This window comes from Secundilactobacillus paracollinoides (assembly GCF_001702155.1).
GTDB lineage: Bacteria > Bacillota > Bacilli > Lactobacillales > Lactobacillaceae > Secundilactobacillus > Secundilactobacillus paracollinoides.
Genome location: NZ_CP014912.1, coordinates 2,064,738 through 2,082,472 on the forward strand (window position 1 = coordinate 2,064,738; position 17,735 = coordinate 2,082,472).

Genomic DNA, 17,735 nt, shown 5'->3' on the forward strand with positions numbered 1-17,735 from the left:
GGCATGGGCGCCAACTAGACGGTGAAAGTCCGTTTCGGGCCGTAGTAGTCGGAACCGCAAGTCAATGACAAGGGTGTCCATCGTGAGGTGGAATCTGAAGGAAGTCGGCGACAAAGTACCGCATTGATGTACAAGAATCAGCTATAAGGCTGTGTTGGTCGGACGAGGTTGCCAAACAAACCAAAGTCCAATACTACTCGAGGCCATCGCAGTAAAGCTGGCAATGACATGGTACGAAAGTGGGCGTTCTTACCCGGGGAGGCCTGTATCGTACGTTCCCGACAAGAGGCGCGCTAAGCGCCACAGGAACAAACATCGCAGTGATGTGGTGCAGAACGATACAGGAGTCAGCCGAGGCCATAGTAGTGGTATCTGCCACGAAGGGCTGAACAATAATAGGTCATCATTGATATTGGAGGTGGAGACAGTGCAACAACCGCAGAATACAGAAAAAGCTGACCGCCGGCGGACAGTAGGACTGGAAGCCCAAGAACAAGTCGGGGTGCGTAGCACTGACTCTGGTGAAAATACGATGATGAACGGCACTAAGTTTCAAGAGTTAGTCTTAGACCGAAATAACCTGAACGAGGCTTATCTTCGCGTCTGCAGAAACAAAGGTGCAGCAGGACTAGACGGAATGACCGTTGACGAACTGTTGCCCTACTTGAGGAAACATAAACAGGAATTACTGCAAGCTTTACAAAACGAGACCTATCGGCCTCGTCCCGTTAAGCGGGTTGAAATTCCCAAACCTAATGGTGGTAAACGCAAGCTCGGAATACCAACTGTGATTGACCGACTTGTTCAACAAGCCATGGCGCAAGTCATGGTGCCAACATTTGAGCGTGTCTTCTCAGATAATAGTTTTGGGTTCCGACCGAATCGAAGTGCTAAAGATGCCATTGATAGAGTGGTTCAGTTCTACAATCAGGGCTATCACTATGTCGTGGATCTCGATTTAAAAGCATACTTCGATACGGTCAACCACGATCTGCTTATTAAATTTATTGAGCAGTATATTACGGATCCATGGATACTGCATCTCATTCGTCGCTTCCTAACCAGCGGTGTCATGAATGGTGGTCTATTTGAACGAAGTGATAAAGGCACCCCTCAAGGTGGCCCCTTATCGCCACTTTTGGCTAACATTTATCTCAACGAACTGGATAAGCTGTTAACTTCCAGAGGTCATAAGTTTGTCCGCTATGCGGACGATTGTAATATTTATGTCCGAAGCAAACGTGCTGGAGAACGGGTTCTGACTAATGTTACTCGCTTTCTTGAAGGCGACCTAAAGGTCACCGTCAATGAGGACAAGACATCAGTAAGTTCGCCTCTGCGGGCCAAGTTCCTGGGATTTTCCTTGGGGGTTGGTCGAGGAGGTGCGTATGCGCGACCTGCTTGGCAGGCCAAGCAACGCATCAAGTCTGCACTCAGGAAAATGACCAAGCGCAATCGGGGCGTTTCGTTAAACCTGGTGTTTAACGAGATTCATCAAAAGATGCGTGGGTGGTTACAGTACTATTCGGTCGGGAAAATGACCAATTTTATCCGTCACTTAGACGAATGGTTGCGAGCAAGGATTCGCCAGTATATTTGGAAACAGTGGAAGAAGCTCAAAACAAAGGTCAATCATCTTGTAAAACTGGGGCTTTCTGGCACCAGTGCTTATACAATGGCCAATACCCGTAAGGGTTATTGGCGAACTGCGCATAGCAAGACATTGACCTATACTCTGACAAACAAAAGACTGGAACGCCTTGGACTCATCAATATGAGCAAGACACTCCAGTCAATACAAAGTGCTTAAATTATTGAACCGCCGTATACGGAACCGTACGTACGGTGGTGTGAGAGGTCGGTAATTGAATTAATCAATTACCTCCTACTCGATTTTACAAGTCAGCACTTTCAATACGATAAACTGGAATGTCATTCTGTTGTCCTGAATGCCATACTAAGCTCAGATGAATCAAATGCCGCAGTATGCTGATAGAATGGTATTAAACAGCCATCGTTACAATTTCTATTGAATGCTGATCACGAAGTCTATGAAATAATTTGCCACAACATATTGCATTTCACTGGCCTGATGATACAATGGGTGGTACTGACTTTTGAAGGTTAAAGGAGAATTTTAAGCCATGATTGTACTTTCAGGAACTATTGGTGCCGGCAAGACAAGTTTAACGAACCTGCTGGCTGACCATTTAAACAAACCGGCGTTTTACGAATCCGTTGAGGACAATGAAATTTTGCCGTTGTTTTATCAAGACCCCAAGAAATATGGGTTCTTGTTACAGATCTATTTCTTGAACAAACGGTTGGACAGCATTAAGCAGGCTTTTAAGGATGACGAAACGGTGCTCGACCGGTCGATCTTTGAAGACTCATTGCTGTTTAAACTCAACGCTGATATGGGCCGGGCCACACAGACTGAAGTGGACATTTATGACTCCTTACTTCAAAACATGATGGAAGAACTGCCGAATGCGGTTCATAAAAAGAACCCTGATCTTTTGATCCACATCAACATTTCGTTTGATACGATGTTGAACCGGATCAAGAAACGTGGCCGATCATACGAGCAAGTGGCACAAGACCCAAGCCTTTACGACTACTACAAGCAGTTAGATGAACGCTATGTGGATTGGTATGCCAACTACAATAAGTCACCTAAGATGATGATCAATGGAGACGAATTGGACTTCGTTGAAGATCAGGATGCCCAACAAAAAGTGCTGGATCTTGTCGATGAGAAAATGGCATCCCTCGCGCTATAAAAAGCCTGTGATCAAGTTTACGGTGACGTGACTTGTAAATAGGGGTCAAATATCGTAATATAGTGACAGTAATCAAAACGCAGTGTGACTTTAGTAGGTCTTCCAGAGAGACGGTGTGAGCTGTGAGCCGTTGACCGAAACTCCATCACACGAAAGCGGACAGTTAATCCTGTACGGTGATCGCCGTTACCGATGAGAGTGTGTGGCAGAGGCCGCAAACTTGGGTGGTACCGCGAAGTCTTCGTCCCAATTTTTTGGGGCGGAGGCTTTTTTTGACGGTACAATAACGAAGGGAGAAGTACTATTATGCTTGATTTAAAGTTGATCCGGACTGAAACGGATTTCGTGAAGGAAAAGTTGGCAACCCGTGGTGTTGACGCGCAGGAGATCGACGACTTACTGGCCTTAGACCAGAAACGACGTGACCTCATCGTGAAGAGTGAGACCATGAAGGCCAACCGAAACACGGTGTCAGATGAAATTTCTCAGTTAAAGCGCAACAAGGAAGACGCCAGCGATAAGATTGAGCAAATGAAACAGGTCAGCGCTGACATTAAGGCGTTGGATGAACAATTGACTACCATTGCCGAAGACGTTTCCGATAAGACGTCACGGCTGCCAAACATTCCGAATGACGAAGTTCCAGTCGGACTGACAGAGGATGGTAGTGTTGAACTGCGTAAGTGGGGCGAGATTCCAACGTTTGCCGACTTTAAACCAAAGTCCCATTGGGAGATCGGTGAAGACCTGGGCATTCTTGATTTTGAACGTGGCGCAAAGGTATCTGGTAGTCGTTTCCTGTACTATGTCGGCCAAGGGGCACGGTTGGAACGGGCCATTTACAACTTCTTCCTGGATGAAAACGAAAAGGCAGGCTTTACTGAAGTCTTACCACCGTACATGGTCAACAGTGAGTCCATGTTCGGAACGGGCCAGTTTCCAAAGTTTAAGGAAGACGTTTATTCGTTGAAGGAAGCTGACGAAACGTTGATTCCAACGGCGGAAGTCCCACTGGTCAACTACTATCGCGATGAAGTGATTCCAACCGAAAAATTGCCAGTTTACTTTACTGCTTTGACACCTGCCTTCCGTTCTGAAGCGGGGAGTGCGGGTCGTGATACCCGTGGACTGATCCGGTTGCACCAATTCAACAAGGTCGAAATGGTGAAGTTCACGAAGCCGGAAGACTCATGGAACGAGCTGGAATCATTAACGACCCATGCTGAGGAACTGTTGCAAAAACTCGGTCTGGCCTACCACGTTATCACCTTGACGACGGGAGACATGAGCTTTACTGCTGCGATGACCCATGACCTTGAAGTCTGGCTGCCATTCCAAGACCGGTACCGTGAAATTTCCAGTTGCTCAAACACGACCGACTTCCAAGCACGGCGGGCACACATTCAATACCGTGACGACAATGGTAAGCTCCAGTATGTCCACACGTTGAACGGCTCTGGTTTAGCTGTTGGCCGAACGGTAGCCGCTGTTTTGGAAAACTACCAAAACGCTGATGGGACGGTTGATATTCCAGAAGCATTGCAACCTTACATGGGTGGTCAAACTAAGATCACAAAAGAAGACTAGTGCATAACCAGCCAGTCTAAATACATGTTTATGAGATAAAAAAGAGAACTTATTCATCCTTGTGGGGTGGGTGAGTTCTTTTTGTTTTTGAGCGATTGAAATGATGGTGAAAACGAGTCATCCCTACGCCCAATTAAATGAATTTAATTTGAAAAAGGGGGTAGCTTTTTTTTAAAAAGGAGTGTATAGTATTTCTTGCAGTTGATTAGGAACACGTTTCGAGATGCATAACTATTCAACCTTCTCAAAAAAAGATGTTGACATCAATTACTTGAGATGATAATATGAAATAGTTGTTTCGACGAGGTCGACTGCAACGGCTTCACATGATATCCCATTCGTTTTATGGAGGATTAGCTCAGTTGGGAGAGCGTCTGCCTTACAAGCAGAGGGTCACAGGTTCGAGCCCTGTATCCTCCATTTGAGCCGTTAGCTCAGTTGGTAGAGCATCTGACTTTTAATCAGAGGGTCGACAGTTCGAGCCTGTCACGGCTCATTATCCAGGTACACCACGCGGGTGTGGCGGAACTGGCAGACGCGCTAGATTTAGGTTCTAGTGTCTTATGACGTGGGGGTTCGAGTCCCTTCACCCGCATCAAATTGAATAGTAAATTCACTTTCGCCGACTTAGCTCAGTTGGCAGAGCATCTCACTAGTAATGAGGAGGTCGGAGGTTCGAATCCTCTAGTCGGCATTGTGCGGAAGTAGTTCAGTGGTAGAACATCACCTTGCCATGGTGGGGGTCGCGGGTTCGAATCCCGTCTTCCGCTTTTAGAGCGTCATTTTCCTGCCGGGGTGGCGGAATTGGCAGACGCACAGGACTTAAAATCCTGCGGTCAGTGATGACCGTACCGGTTCGATCCCGGTCCTCGGCATTGTTTCACAATTTAATAGTTATTATGCACCCATAGCGCAATTGGATAGAGTGTCTGACTACGAATCAGAAGGTTGTAGGTTCGACTCCTACTGGGTGCATTTTGTTGTTTCTAAACAGCAATCGGGAAGTAGCTCAGCTTGGTAGAGCACCACGTTCGGGACGTGGGGGTCGCAAGTTCAAATCTTGTTTTCCCGATAGACGATTACCACGTCTGGCCACCAGTCGGGCGCTTTTTTATTGGTAATTGCAGTGCTGATTTGAAACGGCAGATAGGCAATTTTTCAATTGCCGACTTAGCTCAGTTGGCAGAGCATCTCACTAGTAATGAGGAGGTCGGAGGTTCGAATCCTCTAGTCGGCATGATGCGGAAGTAGTTCAGTGGTAGAACATCACCTTGCCATGGTGGGGGTCGCGGGTTCGAATCCCGTCTTCCGCTTCGCATGTTTCACAAGATCAAAACACTAACGTCTCATCACGAATGACCTGCGGGTCGTCTGTGATGGGACGTTTTGTTTCGGCTTGTGAATGGGATGGTGGTTTTAATAGGAAGAAACGCAACTGTTAAAACCTGCCATCGTGGCGTGAGTTCCGGTGTAATCAGGGTTAAAGCGCCCGTCTCACCTTTTTCATTTTAGGTGTCGAGACTGCAGTGAAGTTCACGTCGACATGTGTGACCCAATTGTCTGAGTTCTGTGCGCGGGTCTCAATAAATTATTTAAAGAAATCCCATTTAAATCAGTAATTTGCCTGTTTTATCGTTATAATTAAAGTATAATGCTTTGCTTTTTTACCAAAGATTCGTATAATGAAAGTCAACATTAGTCAAAGTAAATTGTTGAGTTGGTGAATGGAGGGAAGAAGCGTGCAAAATCAAAACATCTCCGATATTATTGAAAAGTACTTAAAGCAGATCTTATCGGACGCCGAGCACGTTGAAATTCGCCGATCTGAGGTTGCCGATCTCTTTAACGTCGTGCCTTCTCAGATTAATTACGTTATCAAGACGCGCTTCACATTATCGAACGGTTATTTGGTAGAAAGTAAACGCGGGGGTGGCGGCTACATCCGGATCGAAAAAGTCAATCTTTTGGATGATACGGATGTGCTCGACTCTTTGATTGAAACGATTGGTGATTCAATTGGTCAACGAGACGGTTATGCTGTAATACAGGGACTTTATGAAAGTGACGTCATTGGTAGACGCGAAGCGAATATCATTTTGACGATTATTAGTAAAGACACTTTGAAGATGGATAACCGCGCACAAGAAAACGGCTTACGGGCACGGATCTTAGTCAGTATTTTAAAGCATCTGCGCTACGAAAGCTAAGAAAGTGAGGAATTGATATGGACAATCTTTTTACCCCAAGTGCAAAGAGCGTATTGGCATTGGCACAGGAGCAAGCCAAGTATTTTAAGCACCAAGCGGTTGGTACTGAACACTTACTTTTAGCACTCACTATTGAGAAGAACGGGATCGCAAACAAGGTCTTACAACAGTTCTCCATTAGTGAAGACGATGTGCGCGAAGAAATTGAACGGTTTACAGGTTATGGCACTTTAGGCAACGTGGATAAGGACACTTATCTGCTATACTCGCCAAAGGCCAAGGACATGCTGTCGGTTGCTGGCGATGAAGCTAAGCGAATCGGGTCAACTAAGATTGGCACAGAACATATCCTGCTGGCACTTTTAAGTGACGAAACGATTTTATCCTCACGTATCCTAATGAACTTAAACATTGATCTGGCACAGGCACGCAAAGTGATTATGCGTAAGCTTGGTGTCAGCGAAACGCAAGACAAACGTCGCGGCGCCCAACGTGGCCGCGCAAAGCAACAGGGCGGCACGCCAACTTTGGATTCGTTAGCGCGTGATCTGACACAATTGGCACGGGACGACCAAATGGATCCAACGGTTGGCCGAAACAAGGAAGTTCGCCGAGTTATCCAGATCTTGTCACGCCGGACTAAGAACAACCCTGTTTTGATCGGTGAACCTGGTGTTGGTAAAACAGCGATTGCTGAAGGCCTTGCCCAACGCATTGTTGCTGGGGACGTTCCGGAAGATATGCAAAATAAGCGTCTGATGGCGCTTGACATGGGCTCCCTGGTTGCCGGCACCAAGTACCGTGGTGAATTCGAAGACCGTCTGAAGAAGGTTATTGAGGAAATTTACAACGATGGGCAGGTTATCCTGTTTATCGATGAACTGCACACACTGATTGGTGCTGGTGGCGCTGAAGGTGCCATTGATGCGTCAAACATTTTGAAACCGGCTCTTGCGCGTGGTGAACTGCAAACAATCGGTGCCACTACGTTGGATGAATACCAAAAGTACATTGAATCTGATGCCGCATTGGAACGACGGTTTGCAACGGTACAAGTTGACGAACCAACTGAAGATGAAACAATCGAGATCTTGAAGGGCTTGCGGTCACGTTATGAGGACCACCACCACGCCAACATTACGGATGACGCGGTTGAACAAGCCGTTAAGCTCTCATCACGCTACATCACAGACCGGTTCTTGCCAGACAAGGCCATTGATTTGATGGATGAAGCGGCTGCCAAGGTTCGCATCAGCCGGATGGACAAACCATCTAAGCGGTCGACTCAGGAAGCTAAGCTTGAAGAATTGTCTGATCAGCGCGAAGCCGCAATCTTGGATCAACGGTTTGAAGAGGCTGCTCAGTTGCGGACTCAGGAACTGGATCTGCGTGAAAAGCTTGAAAAGAAGAACCAGAAGGCCGCTGAAGCCAAGGATGCTGAGGGCGAGAACCGTTATGACCTCAACGTGACTGGTGAAGATGTTGCGGAAGTTGTTTCTGAGTGGACAGGCGTGCCAACCACTCAACTGCAACGGACGGAACAAGAACGGTTGATCAACCTGGAAAACGTCCTGCACAAGCGGGTCGTAGGCCAAGAAGAAGCTGTTTCAGCAGTCTCTCGTGCGATTCGGCGTGCCCGTTCTGGGCTGAAGGACCCAAATCGTCCAATTGGCTCATTTATGTTCCTTGGCCCAACTGGTGTTGGGAAGACGGAACTTGCTAAGGCCTTGGCCGAAGCAATGTTTGGCTCTGAAGACAACATGATCCGGGTCGACATGTCCGAATACATGGAAAAGTACTCCACTAGTCGGTTGATCGGGTCAGCACCTGGTTATGTCGGTTATGAAGAGGGTGGCCAACTGACTGAAAAGGTCCGTCAAAAGCCATACTCCGTTGTGCTCTTTGATGAAGTTGAAAAGGCCCACCCAGACGTCTTTAATCTGTTGTTGCAGGTGCTTGATGATGGCTACCTAACTGACTCTAAAGGTCGGAAAGTGGACTTCAGAAACACCATCATGATCATGACCTCTAACCTGGGTGCCACCACGTTACGTGATGAAAAGACCGTTGGGTTTGCTGCTGAAGACAAGTCTGAGGACTACAACGCAATGGCTGCCACTATCCGTGAAACGTTGAAACAAGCATTCCGTCCTGAATTCTTGAACCGGATCGATGAAATTGTCATCTTCCACTCATTGAAGAAGGCCGAATTGCACCAGATCGTTAAGCTGATGGCTAAGCAAGTCGTTAACCGAATTGCTGAACAAGGCATTCGGGTCAAGATTACGCCAGCTGCCATTGATGTGATTGCCAATGCGGGGTTTGATCCAGAATATGGTGCTCGACCAATTCGGCGGGCACTGCAAACGGAGATTGAAGACCGTCTGAGTGAATCCTTGCTCTCTGGTGAGATCAAGGCTGGCAACCAAGTTACACTTGGTGCCCGTCAAGGTAAGATTACAATCAACGTGAAAGATATTAAGACTAAAGAAACGAAGGACGCATCAGAACCAGTTGCTAGTAAGTAATCAGTCATGATGAGTCTTAAAATGAGGGATGACATCGAAAGTGATGCCATCCCTTTTTCTGTTGGCATTTGGTTTCATATCGGTGACGTTTCACGGTGCTCGGGTGGCCGTTAACGTCTCATTAACGGGGCTTGCGACGCTAGGATGCTTGCAGACTACTGATGAAACCGCAAGGAGGTGGTCCTTTAACATGGTCACCGCTCAGATCAGGTTAAATCTTAGGACTTGCGTAAATGAAATCACTCAGCGTAAAATGTAACATAGATAAATATGGCGTACGTGAGATTATGTATTGGTATAAGAGAGCAGTGCAGCACGCGCTAACCAGAAAGGAACTTGATCTTGAAACGAGAAGTCCAATTAGAAAAAACGCACCGTGCGATTTTAGATGAAGCACAACGTCTTTTCCTGACGAAGGGGTATCAAGACACCTCGACCCGTGACATTGCGAAGGCGGTGGGGATTACGCAACCCGCCCTGTACCATCATTTTGCGGATAAGGAAGTTATTTTTATTGAAGTGATCACCTCAGTGGGGGAGACGATTCGGGAGCGGCTGACAGCTGTGAACGAGATGGGACAGGACCTAACACCAGAGGATCATTTGATAAAAATGAGTCAGGTGCTGACCGATGTCCATCCGCGGGACGTGTTTACGATCATTCACTCCTCATTTGCGTACTTGAAACCGGAGAACATGCAAAAACTTGGCATGGTCTTTGGGCGCGATTATTTGGCACCGATTGCTGCCTTCTTCAGCACGCCTAAGGTTAAGCTCCGGGCAGGCATCACGCCCGAGGAAGCTGGCGAGTTCTATATGACAAGTCTGAGTCCGCTGTTCAGTAAGTTCCATCGACTGGGTGGTAAGAAATTGACAGATGAGGAACACGTCCACTTGTTGATCGATTTGATTCTACACGGTCTGATCGAGTAACCACGCTTGACATCATAAAACTAAATAGGTATACTACTCTCAGTATGTAACTGTGAATTGAAATGAGCCGTTGCGATCTATTGTCCGTAGCGGTTCTCATAAAAACCAAAAGTAAGAAAATTCTCTTTCTTTTGGATTTTTTTTGCCAAAAATTCGGTTTTCAGACGCATTTTTCAAAAATGTAACAAAACTGTAATATTTGGTTCGATTCGCTGAATAAAATGGAGAGGTGAACAACTTGGCAGGACACTTGGTTAAATTTGGCAAGCACCGGACCCGTCGAAGCTACGCACGAATTAAGGAAGTTTTGGATCTCCCTAACTTGATCGAAATCCAAAAGAATTCGTACCAATGGTTTCTTGATGAAGGCCTTCGCGATATGTTCGATGACATTATGCCAATCGAAGATTTCCAAGGAAACCTTTCGTTAGAGTTCGTTGATTACCAACTACTTGAACCTAAATATACCGTTGATGAAGCTCGTGAACACGATGCAAACTACTCAGCACCACTGCACGTTACGCTGCGGTTAACAAACCACGAATCAGGAGAAATTAAGTCACAGGATGTTTTCTTTGGCGACTTCCCACTGATGACTGAACAAGGAACGTTTATTATCAATGGTGCCGAACGGGTTATCGTTTCACAATTAGTCCGTTCCCCTGGTGTTTATTTCAATGAAGAAACTGACAAGAATGGTCGAACCGTCTATGGTGCCACAGTCATTCCTAACCGGGGTGCTTGGCTAGAGTTCGAAACCGACGCTAAGGGCCTCTCGTACGTTCGAATTGACCGGACACGGAAGATTCCAATGACTGAACTTGTTCGGGCATTGGGCTTCGGTTCTGATGATGAAATTATTAAGATGTACGGTGACAACGATAGTTTAATGGCCACCCTTGAAAAGGATGTTCACAAGAACACTGATGATTCTCGTGTTGAAGAATCATTGAAGGATATTTACGAACGTCTACGTCCTGGTGAACCTAAGACGGCGGACTCATCACGTAGTCTGTTGACTGCCCGTTTCTTTGACCCAAAGCGGTATGACATGGCACCTGTTGGTCGTTACAAGACCAACAAGAAGCTCGTGTTGAAGAACCGGTTGTTGGGCCTGACCTTGGCTGAGACCTTGGCTGATCCAGATACTGGTGAAGTTTTGACTGCTAAGGGTACCGTGATCGATAAGGATGTTTTGCATACCTTAACCCCTTATCTTGACCGGGAAGACTTTAAGACGGTTACTTACACTCCTTCAGATGAAGCGGTTGTTACTGAACCAGTCACGTTACAGATCATCAAGGTCCAATCTCCAGATGATCCAGAACGTGAATTACCTGTGATCGGTAACGGTCATATTGATCTTAAATATAAGCATATTACACCGGCTGATATCTTGGCTTCGGTCAACTACTTCTTTAACTTACAAGAAGGCGTTGGGTCGACCGATGATATCGACCACTTGGGTAACCGTCGGATTCGTTCCGTGGGTGAACTCCTGCAGAACCAGTTCCGAATTGGGCTATCACGGATGGAACGTGTTGTTCGCGAACAGATGTCGATTCAAGACGCCGCAACCGTTACACCACAACAACTGATCAACATTTGGCCAGTTGTTGCTTCCATTAAAGAATTCTTTGGGTCATCACAACTGTCACAATTCATGGATCAAACCAACCCACTGGGTGAATTAACGCATAAGCGTCGTTTATCAGCCCTTGGCCCTGGTGGTTTGACGCGTGACCGTGCCGGTTATGAAGTTCGTGACGTGCACTATACCCACTATGGTCGGATGTGCCCAATCGAAACGCCTGAAGGTCCTAACATTGGGTTGATCAACAGTCTGTCATCTTACGCCCGCATCAACAAGTATGGGTTCATTGAAACACCATACCGTCGTGTGAGCTGGGATACGCATAAGGTTACCGATAAGATCGATTACCTGACTGCTGATGAAGAAGATAACTTCGTTGTTGCGCAAGCAAACTCACCATTGAACGATGATGGCTCGTTTGTGAACGACCTTGTTATGGCCCGTGCGAAGTCAGAAAACATTGAAACTGGGATCGAAAACGTCGATTACATGGACGTTTCACCTAAGCAAGTTGTTTCTGTTGCCACTGCCTGCATTCCTTTCTTGGAAAACGATGACTCTAACCGTGCCTTGATGGGTGCGAACATGATGCGTCAGGCCGTTCCTTTATTGGATCCTCACTCACCACTTGTTGGGACTGGGATCGAATACAAGGCTGCCCATGACTCTGGTGTTGCGCTGATCAGTAAGCACGATGGGAGCGTTGAATACGTTGATGCCAACGAAATTCGCGTTCGTCGTGAAGACGGTGCCTTAGACACTTACAAATTAATGAAGTTCCAACGGTCAAACGGTGGTAAGAACTACAACCAACGGCCAATTGTTAAGGTGGGCGACCACGTTGATACTGACGAAGTGTTAGCTGATGGCCCAGCCATGGAAAACGGGGAGTTAGCCCTTGGGCAAAACCCACTTGTTGCCTTCATGACTTGGCAAGGGTACAACTTCGAAGATGCGATCGCCATCAACGAACGTCTGGTTAAGGATGATGTCTACACGTCTATTCATATTGAAGAATATGAATCAGAAGCACGTGACACCAAGCTTGGACCGGAAGAAATGACCCGTGAAATTCCTAACGTCGGTGAAGACGCTTTGAAGAACTTGGATGAAGAAGGGATTATCCGTATCGGTGCTGAAGTGCATGATGGTGACATCCTGGTTGGTAAAGTAACGCCTAAGGGTGTCACTGAACTGTCAGCCGAGGAACGGTTGCTCCATGCCATCTTTGGTGAAAAAGCCCGTGAAGTTCGGGATACATCACTTAAGGTGCCTCATGGTGGCGGCGGGATCATCCAGAACGTCCGGATCTTTACTCGTGAAAACGGGGATGAGTTATCACCAGGCGTTAACATGATGGTTCGGGTCTACATCGCTCAGAAGCGTAAGCTCCAAGTGGGTGACAAGATGGCCGGCCGTCATGGGAACAAGGGGACTGTTTCAATCGTGATCCCACAAGAAGACATGCCTTACATGCCTGATGGGACCCCAATTGATATTATGCTGAGCCCAATGGGTGTGCCTTCTCGGATGAACATCGGGCAAGTGCTCGAAATTCACTGGGGGATGGCTGCTCGTAAGTTAGGCATTCACGTTTCAACCCCTGTCTTTGATGGTGCCCGTGATGAAGATATCTGGGATGCTGTTAAGGAAGCCGGTATGGCTGATGATGCCAAGACTGTTCTTTATGATGGTCGGACCGGTGAACCGTTTGATAAGCGGGTTGCCGTTGGTGTTATGCACTATATGAAACTTGCCCACATGGTTGACGATAAGATCCATGCGCGTTCAATCGGACCATACTCATTAGTTACCCAACAACCACTTGGTGGGAAAGCCCAATTTGGTGGCCAACGGTTTGGTGAAATGGAAGTTTGGGCCCTTGAAGCTTATGGTGCTGCTTACACGCTGCAAGAAATCTTGACTTACAAGTCAGATGACGTTGTTGGTCGTGTTAAGACGTACGAAGCCATCGTTAAGGGTGAACCAATTCCTAAGCCAGGTGTGCCTGAATCATTCCGTGTGCTGGTTAAAGAACTCCAAGCACTTGGTCTTGATATGAAGGTCCTTGGTTCTGATAAACAAGAAATTGAACTGCGTGACATGGATGACGAAGACGACGATGTTGTCAACGTTGATGCCCTAAGCAAGTACGCAGAACAACAAAAAGAAGCAGCCGCAAAGACAGCTGATACACCGGCTAAGACTGCTAAGACAACCGATGAAGCTAACTCAAACGCTAAAGATTAATAAAGGAGGTCGTCAGTCCTTTGGTCGATGTTAATACATTCGAGAGTATGCAGATTGGTCTTGCATCTCCTGATAAAATTCGGAGCTGGTCATACGGTGAAGTTAAGAAGCCTGAAACCATCAACTACCGAACTTTGAAACCAGAAAAGGATGGGTTGTTCGATGAACGAATCTTCGGCCCAACCAAAGACTGGGAATGTGCCTGCGGGAAGTACAAACGGATCCGGTATAAGGGTGTCGTTTGTGACCGTTGTGGTGTCGAAGTTACCCGTTCTAAGGTCCGTCGTGAACGGATGGGTCACATTGAACTCGCTGCACCAGTTACCCACATTTGGTACTTCAAGGGGATTCCAAGCCGAATGGGTCTTGTTCTTGACATGAGCCCACGGTCACTTGAAGAAATCATCTACTTTGCTTCATACGTTGTTATCGAACCAGGTAACACCCCACTTGAAAAGAAGCAGTTGCTTTCAGAACGTGAATATCGTGATAAGAAACTGGAATACGGCAACGGGTTTACAGCTGAGATGGGTGCAGAAGCCATCAAGAAGTTGTTGCGCGACGTTGACCTTGAAAAAGAAGTTACCGAATTAAAGGAAGAATTGAAGGAAGCTACTGGCCAAAAGCGGACCCGTGCGGTTCGTCGTTTGGACATCTTGGAAGCCTTCGTCACTTCTGGTAACGCACCGGAATGGATGGTTATGGATACCATTCCAGTCATTCCACCTGACTTACGGCCAATGGTTCAACTGGAAGGTGGCCGTTTCGCCACTTCTGACTTGAACGATTTGTATCGTCGGGTCATCAACCGTAACAACCGTCTTAAGCGGTTGTTAGACCTTCATGCACCTGGTATCATCGTTCAAAACGAAAAACGGATGCTTCAAGAAGCCGTTGACGCCTTGATCGATAACGGTCGTCGTGGCCGTCCAGTTGCTGGTCCAGGTAACCGTCCACTGAAGTCGCTGTCACACATGTTGAAGGGTAAGCAAGGACGGTTCCGTCAGAACTTGCTTGGGAAACGTGTTGACTACTCCGGTCGTTCAGTTATCGATGTTGGCCCATCATTGCGGATGAACCAAATGGGCTTGCCAGTCCCAATGGCGATGGAATTATTCAAGCCATTTATCATGAAGGAACTGGTTAGCCGCGGGTTAGCTTCTAACATTAAGAACGCTAAGCGGAAGATCGATCGTGAAGACGACGATGTTTACGATGTGTTAGGCGACGTGATCAAGGAACACCCAGTGCTCCTTAACCGGGCACCTACACTTCACCGTTTGGGAATTCAAGCCTTCGAACCCGTGTTAGTTTCTGGTAAAGCCATGCGGTTACACCCACTGGCCTGTGAAGCTTACAACGCCGATTTCGATGGCGATCAAATGGCCATCCATGTGCCGTTATCTGATGAAGCCCAAGCTGAAGCTCGGTTGCTGATGCTTGCTGCTCACCATATCTTGGCACCTAAGGATGGGAAGCCCGTTGTGACGCCTTCTCAAGATATGGTTATCGGGAACTACTACCTGACCATGGAAGAAGCCGGTCGTGAAGGCGAAGGGATGGTCTTTAAAGACCTGGACGAAGCTGTTTTGGCTTACCGGAACGGCTTAGTTCACTGGCACAGTCGGGTTGGTGTTCAGACCAGCTCAATGCCAGACAAGCCATTTACCGACGAACAACGGTCAAAGATCTTGGTTACAAGTGTTGGGAAGTTGATCTTCAACAACATTTTGCCAAAGTCATTCCCATACTTGAACGAACCAACGAACACAAGCTTGAACGGCTTCGTGCCTGATAGTTTCTTCCTGGAACCCGGCGAAGATATCAAGGAACACTTACAGAATGCAGAACTTGTTCTGCCATTCAAGAAGGGCTTCTTAAGTGATATCATCGCTGAAGTTTACAAGCAGTACAAAGTGACTGAAACGTCATTACTGCTTGACCGCATGAAAGACTTAGGGTACGACGAATCGACGCAATCCGGCTTAACGGTTGGGATCGTCGATGTTACCGAAGTGCCAGAAAAGCCTCAGATTCTTGACGACGCCCACAAACAAGTGGCCACCGTTACGAAACAGTTCCGTCGTGGGTTAATCACCGACCACGAACGTTACGAACGGGTTATCGGAATCTGGAACGATGCTAAGGATGAACTGCAAGACAAGCTGACCAACAATTTCGAGCGTCAAAACCCTATCTTTATGATGAGTGACTCTGGTGCTCGTGGTAACATTTCAAACTTTACGCAACTTGCTGGGATGCGTGGCCTGATGGCTGCGCCTAATGGTGAGATCATGGAACTGCCAATTACCGCAAACTTCCGTGAAGGCCTCTCTGTTTTGGAAATGTTTATCTCGACCCATGGTGCTCGTAAAGGGATGACCGATACCGCCTTGAAGACTGCCAACTCAGGTTACTTAACCCGTCGTTTGGTCGATGTTGCCCAAGACGTTATCGTCCGTGAAGAAGACTGTGGGACTGATCGTGGGTTGACCATTCGTGCCATCAAGAATGGGAACGAAATGATCGAACCATTGTACGATCGGATATTGGGTCGTTACACGATGAAGACTGTCAATGATCCTAAGACCGGCGAAGTCATCATTGGTGCTAACAAGATGATCGACGAAGACATTGCGAACCGCATTGTTGACGCCGGTATCGATTCAATTACCATTCGTTCCGTATTTACTTGTAACACTGCCCATGGTGTCTGCGAACGTTGTTACGGTCGTAACGTTGCCACCGGTGATCAAGTTGAAGTCGGTGAAGCAGTCGGAACCGTTGCCGCACAATCTATCGGTGAACCAGGGACGCAATTAACCATGCGTAACTTCCATACCGGTGGTGTTGCCGGGAACGATGATATTACCCAAGGGTTACCTCGTGTTCAAGAAATTTTTGAATCTCGGAACCCTAAAGGTAAAGCTGAGATCACTGAGGTGACTGGGACTGTTGAATCAGTCGAAGAAAACCCTGCAGAACGGACTAAGGAAATCACGATTAAGGGTGAAGCAGATACCCGTTCATACACGTTGCCAATTACGGCAAAGCTCATGGTTGCTGAAGGCGACTTCGTCCACCGTGGTGCTGCATTGAACGATGGGTCTGTTGATCCTAAGGAATTGATCCGTGTTCGTGATGTGCTTTCTACCGAAAACTACTTGCTTTCAGAAGTTCAAAAGACTTACCGGATGCAAGGTGTGGCCGTCTTGGATAAGCATATTGAAATCATGGTTCGTCAAATGCTCCGGAAAGTTCGGATCATGGATCCAGGTGACACTGATGTCTTTCCTGGGACCCTGATGGATATTAAGGACTTCAAGGATCATAACTACGACACTCTGATCTCTGGTGGGATTCCTGCCACTGCTCGGCCAGTTATCTTAGGTATCACTAAGGCTGCCCTTGAAACCAACAGTTTCTTATCTGCCGCATCATTCCAGGAAACAACTCGTGTCCTGACTGACGCTGCTATCCGTGGTAAGAATGATCCACTGATTGGGCTGAAGGAAAACGTTATTATTGGTAAGATCATTCCAGCTGGTACTGGGATGCCTGACTACCGTAAGATCAAGCCTAAAGAAGTTGGCGCAACTTCAACTGACGGTGTTTACTCCATTAACGAATTGGAGAAGCGCATGAAGGAAGAAGACGCTAAGTAATAATAATCGTGCAGTTAAGCGATTAAAGAAACGTCTTATCACCAAACCACTTGCTGGGTTGGTGATGAGGCGTTTTTTTAATCGCATTAAATGTTGCTTGAGGTAGCGCACACTCTTAACGTGTTGCGTAAGTGACTTAATTGTTGTATTCACAATAAATAAGATTTATGGTTTGACTATAAACGCTT

8 protein-coding genes and 10 tRNA genes are annotated in these 17,735 nt (G+C 47.0%); all 18 read left to right on the forward strand.

All coding sequences use genetic code 11. The features are described 5' to 3' along the window. Nucleotides 1–427 precede the first annotated feature (427 nt). The 18 genes from ltrA (at nucleotide 428) to rpoC (ending at nucleotide 17,547) form a co-directional block, all read left to right on the forward strand. Nucleotides 428–1,810 (forward strand): group II intron reverse transcriptase/maturase, encoded by a 1,383-nt coding sequence (ltrA, locus tag AYR61_RS08765; protein WP_065900954.1) that lies wholly within the window; start codon nucleotides 428–430, stop codon nucleotides 1,808–1,810. Nucleotides 1,811–2,144: 334 nt separating this feature from the next. Then, complete coding sequence (locus AYR61_RS08770; protein ID WP_054709191.1) at nucleotides 2,145–2,783, forward strand: deoxynucleoside kinase; 639 nt, start codon at nucleotides 2,145–2,147, stop codon at nucleotides 2,781–2,783. 306 nt (nucleotides 2,784–3,089) lie between these two features. After that, nucleotides 3,090–4,370, forward strand: coding sequence for a serine--tRNA ligase (gene serS / locus AYR61_RS08775; protein ID WP_065902664.1), 1,281 nt, complete (start codon nucleotides 3,090–3,092; stop codon nucleotides 4,368–4,370). A gap of 347 nt (nucleotides 4,371–4,717) precedes the next feature. Continuing rightward, nucleotides 4,718–4,790, forward strand: a tRNA-Val gene (locus AYR61_RS08780). Between the two features lie 3 nt (nucleotides 4,791–4,793). Then, nucleotides 4,794–4,866 (forward strand) — tRNA-Lys (locus tag AYR61_RS08785). 17 nt (nucleotides 4,867–4,883) lie between these two features. Next, a tRNA-Leu gene (locus AYR61_RS08790) sits at nucleotides 4,884–4,965 on the forward strand. Between the two features lie 26 nt (nucleotides 4,966–4,991). Continuing rightward, nucleotides 4,992–5,064: transfer RNA gene (locus tag AYR61_RS08795), tRNA-Thr, on the forward strand. A 4-nt stretch (nucleotides 5,065–5,068) separates the two neighbouring features. Further along, a tRNA-Gly gene (locus tag AYR61_RS08800) sits at nucleotides 5,069–5,140 on the forward strand. 19 nt (nucleotides 5,141–5,159) lie between these two features. Next, a tRNA-Leu gene (locus tag AYR61_RS08805) sits at nucleotides 5,160–5,245 on the forward strand. Nucleotides 5,246–5,271: 26 nt separating this feature from the next. After that, nucleotides 5,272–5,345, forward strand: a tRNA-Arg gene (locus tag AYR61_RS08810). Between the two features lie 23 nt (nucleotides 5,346–5,368). Continuing rightward, nucleotides 5,369–5,442, forward strand: a tRNA-Pro gene (locus AYR61_RS08815). 92 nt (nucleotides 5,443–5,534) lie between these two features. Then, nucleotides 5,535–5,607, forward strand: a tRNA-Thr gene (locus AYR61_RS08820). Nucleotides 5,608–5,611: 4 nt separating this feature from the next. Then, nucleotides 5,612–5,683 (forward strand) — tRNA-Gly (locus tag AYR61_RS08825). 426 nt (nucleotides 5,684–6,109) lie between these two features. Next, nucleotides 6,110–6,577 carry a CtsR family transcriptional regulator gene (locus AYR61_RS08830; RefSeq protein WP_065902666.1) on the forward strand — a complete coding sequence of 156 codons (468 nt, stop codon included), beginning with the start codon at nucleotides 6,110–6,112 and terminating at the stop codon, nucleotides 6,575–6,577. A 17-nt stretch (nucleotides 6,578–6,594) separates the two neighbouring features. Beyond that, nucleotides 6,595–9,105 carry an ATP-dependent Clp protease ATP-binding subunit gene (locus AYR61_RS08835; RefSeq protein WP_065902668.1) on the forward strand — a complete coding sequence of 837 codons (2,511 nt, stop codon included), beginning with the start codon at nucleotides 6,595–6,597 and terminating at the stop codon, nucleotides 9,103–9,105. A 342-nt stretch (nucleotides 9,106–9,447) separates the two neighbouring features. After that, entirely contained in the window at nucleotides 9,448–10,038 is a 591-nt protein-coding gene (locus tag AYR61_RS15775; protein ID WP_065902672.1) for a TetR/AcrR family transcriptional regulator, read from the forward strand. A gap of 229 nt (nucleotides 10,039–10,267) precedes the next feature. Next, nucleotides 10,268–13,882 carry a DNA-directed RNA polymerase subunit beta gene (rpoB, locus tag AYR61_RS08845; RefSeq protein WP_065902673.1) on the forward strand — a complete coding sequence of 1,205 codons (3,615 nt, stop codon included), beginning with the start codon at nucleotides 10,268–10,270 and terminating at the stop codon, nucleotides 13,880–13,882. Nucleotides 13,883–13,902: 20 nt separating this feature from the next. Then, nucleotides 13,903–17,547 carry a DNA-directed RNA polymerase subunit beta' gene (gene rpoC / locus AYR61_RS08850; protein WP_065902674.1) on the forward strand — a complete coding sequence of 1,215 codons (3,645 nt, stop codon included), beginning with the start codon at nucleotides 13,903–13,905 and terminating at the stop codon, nucleotides 17,545–17,547. The last annotated feature ends 188 nt before the right edge of the window (nucleotides 17,548–17,735 follow it).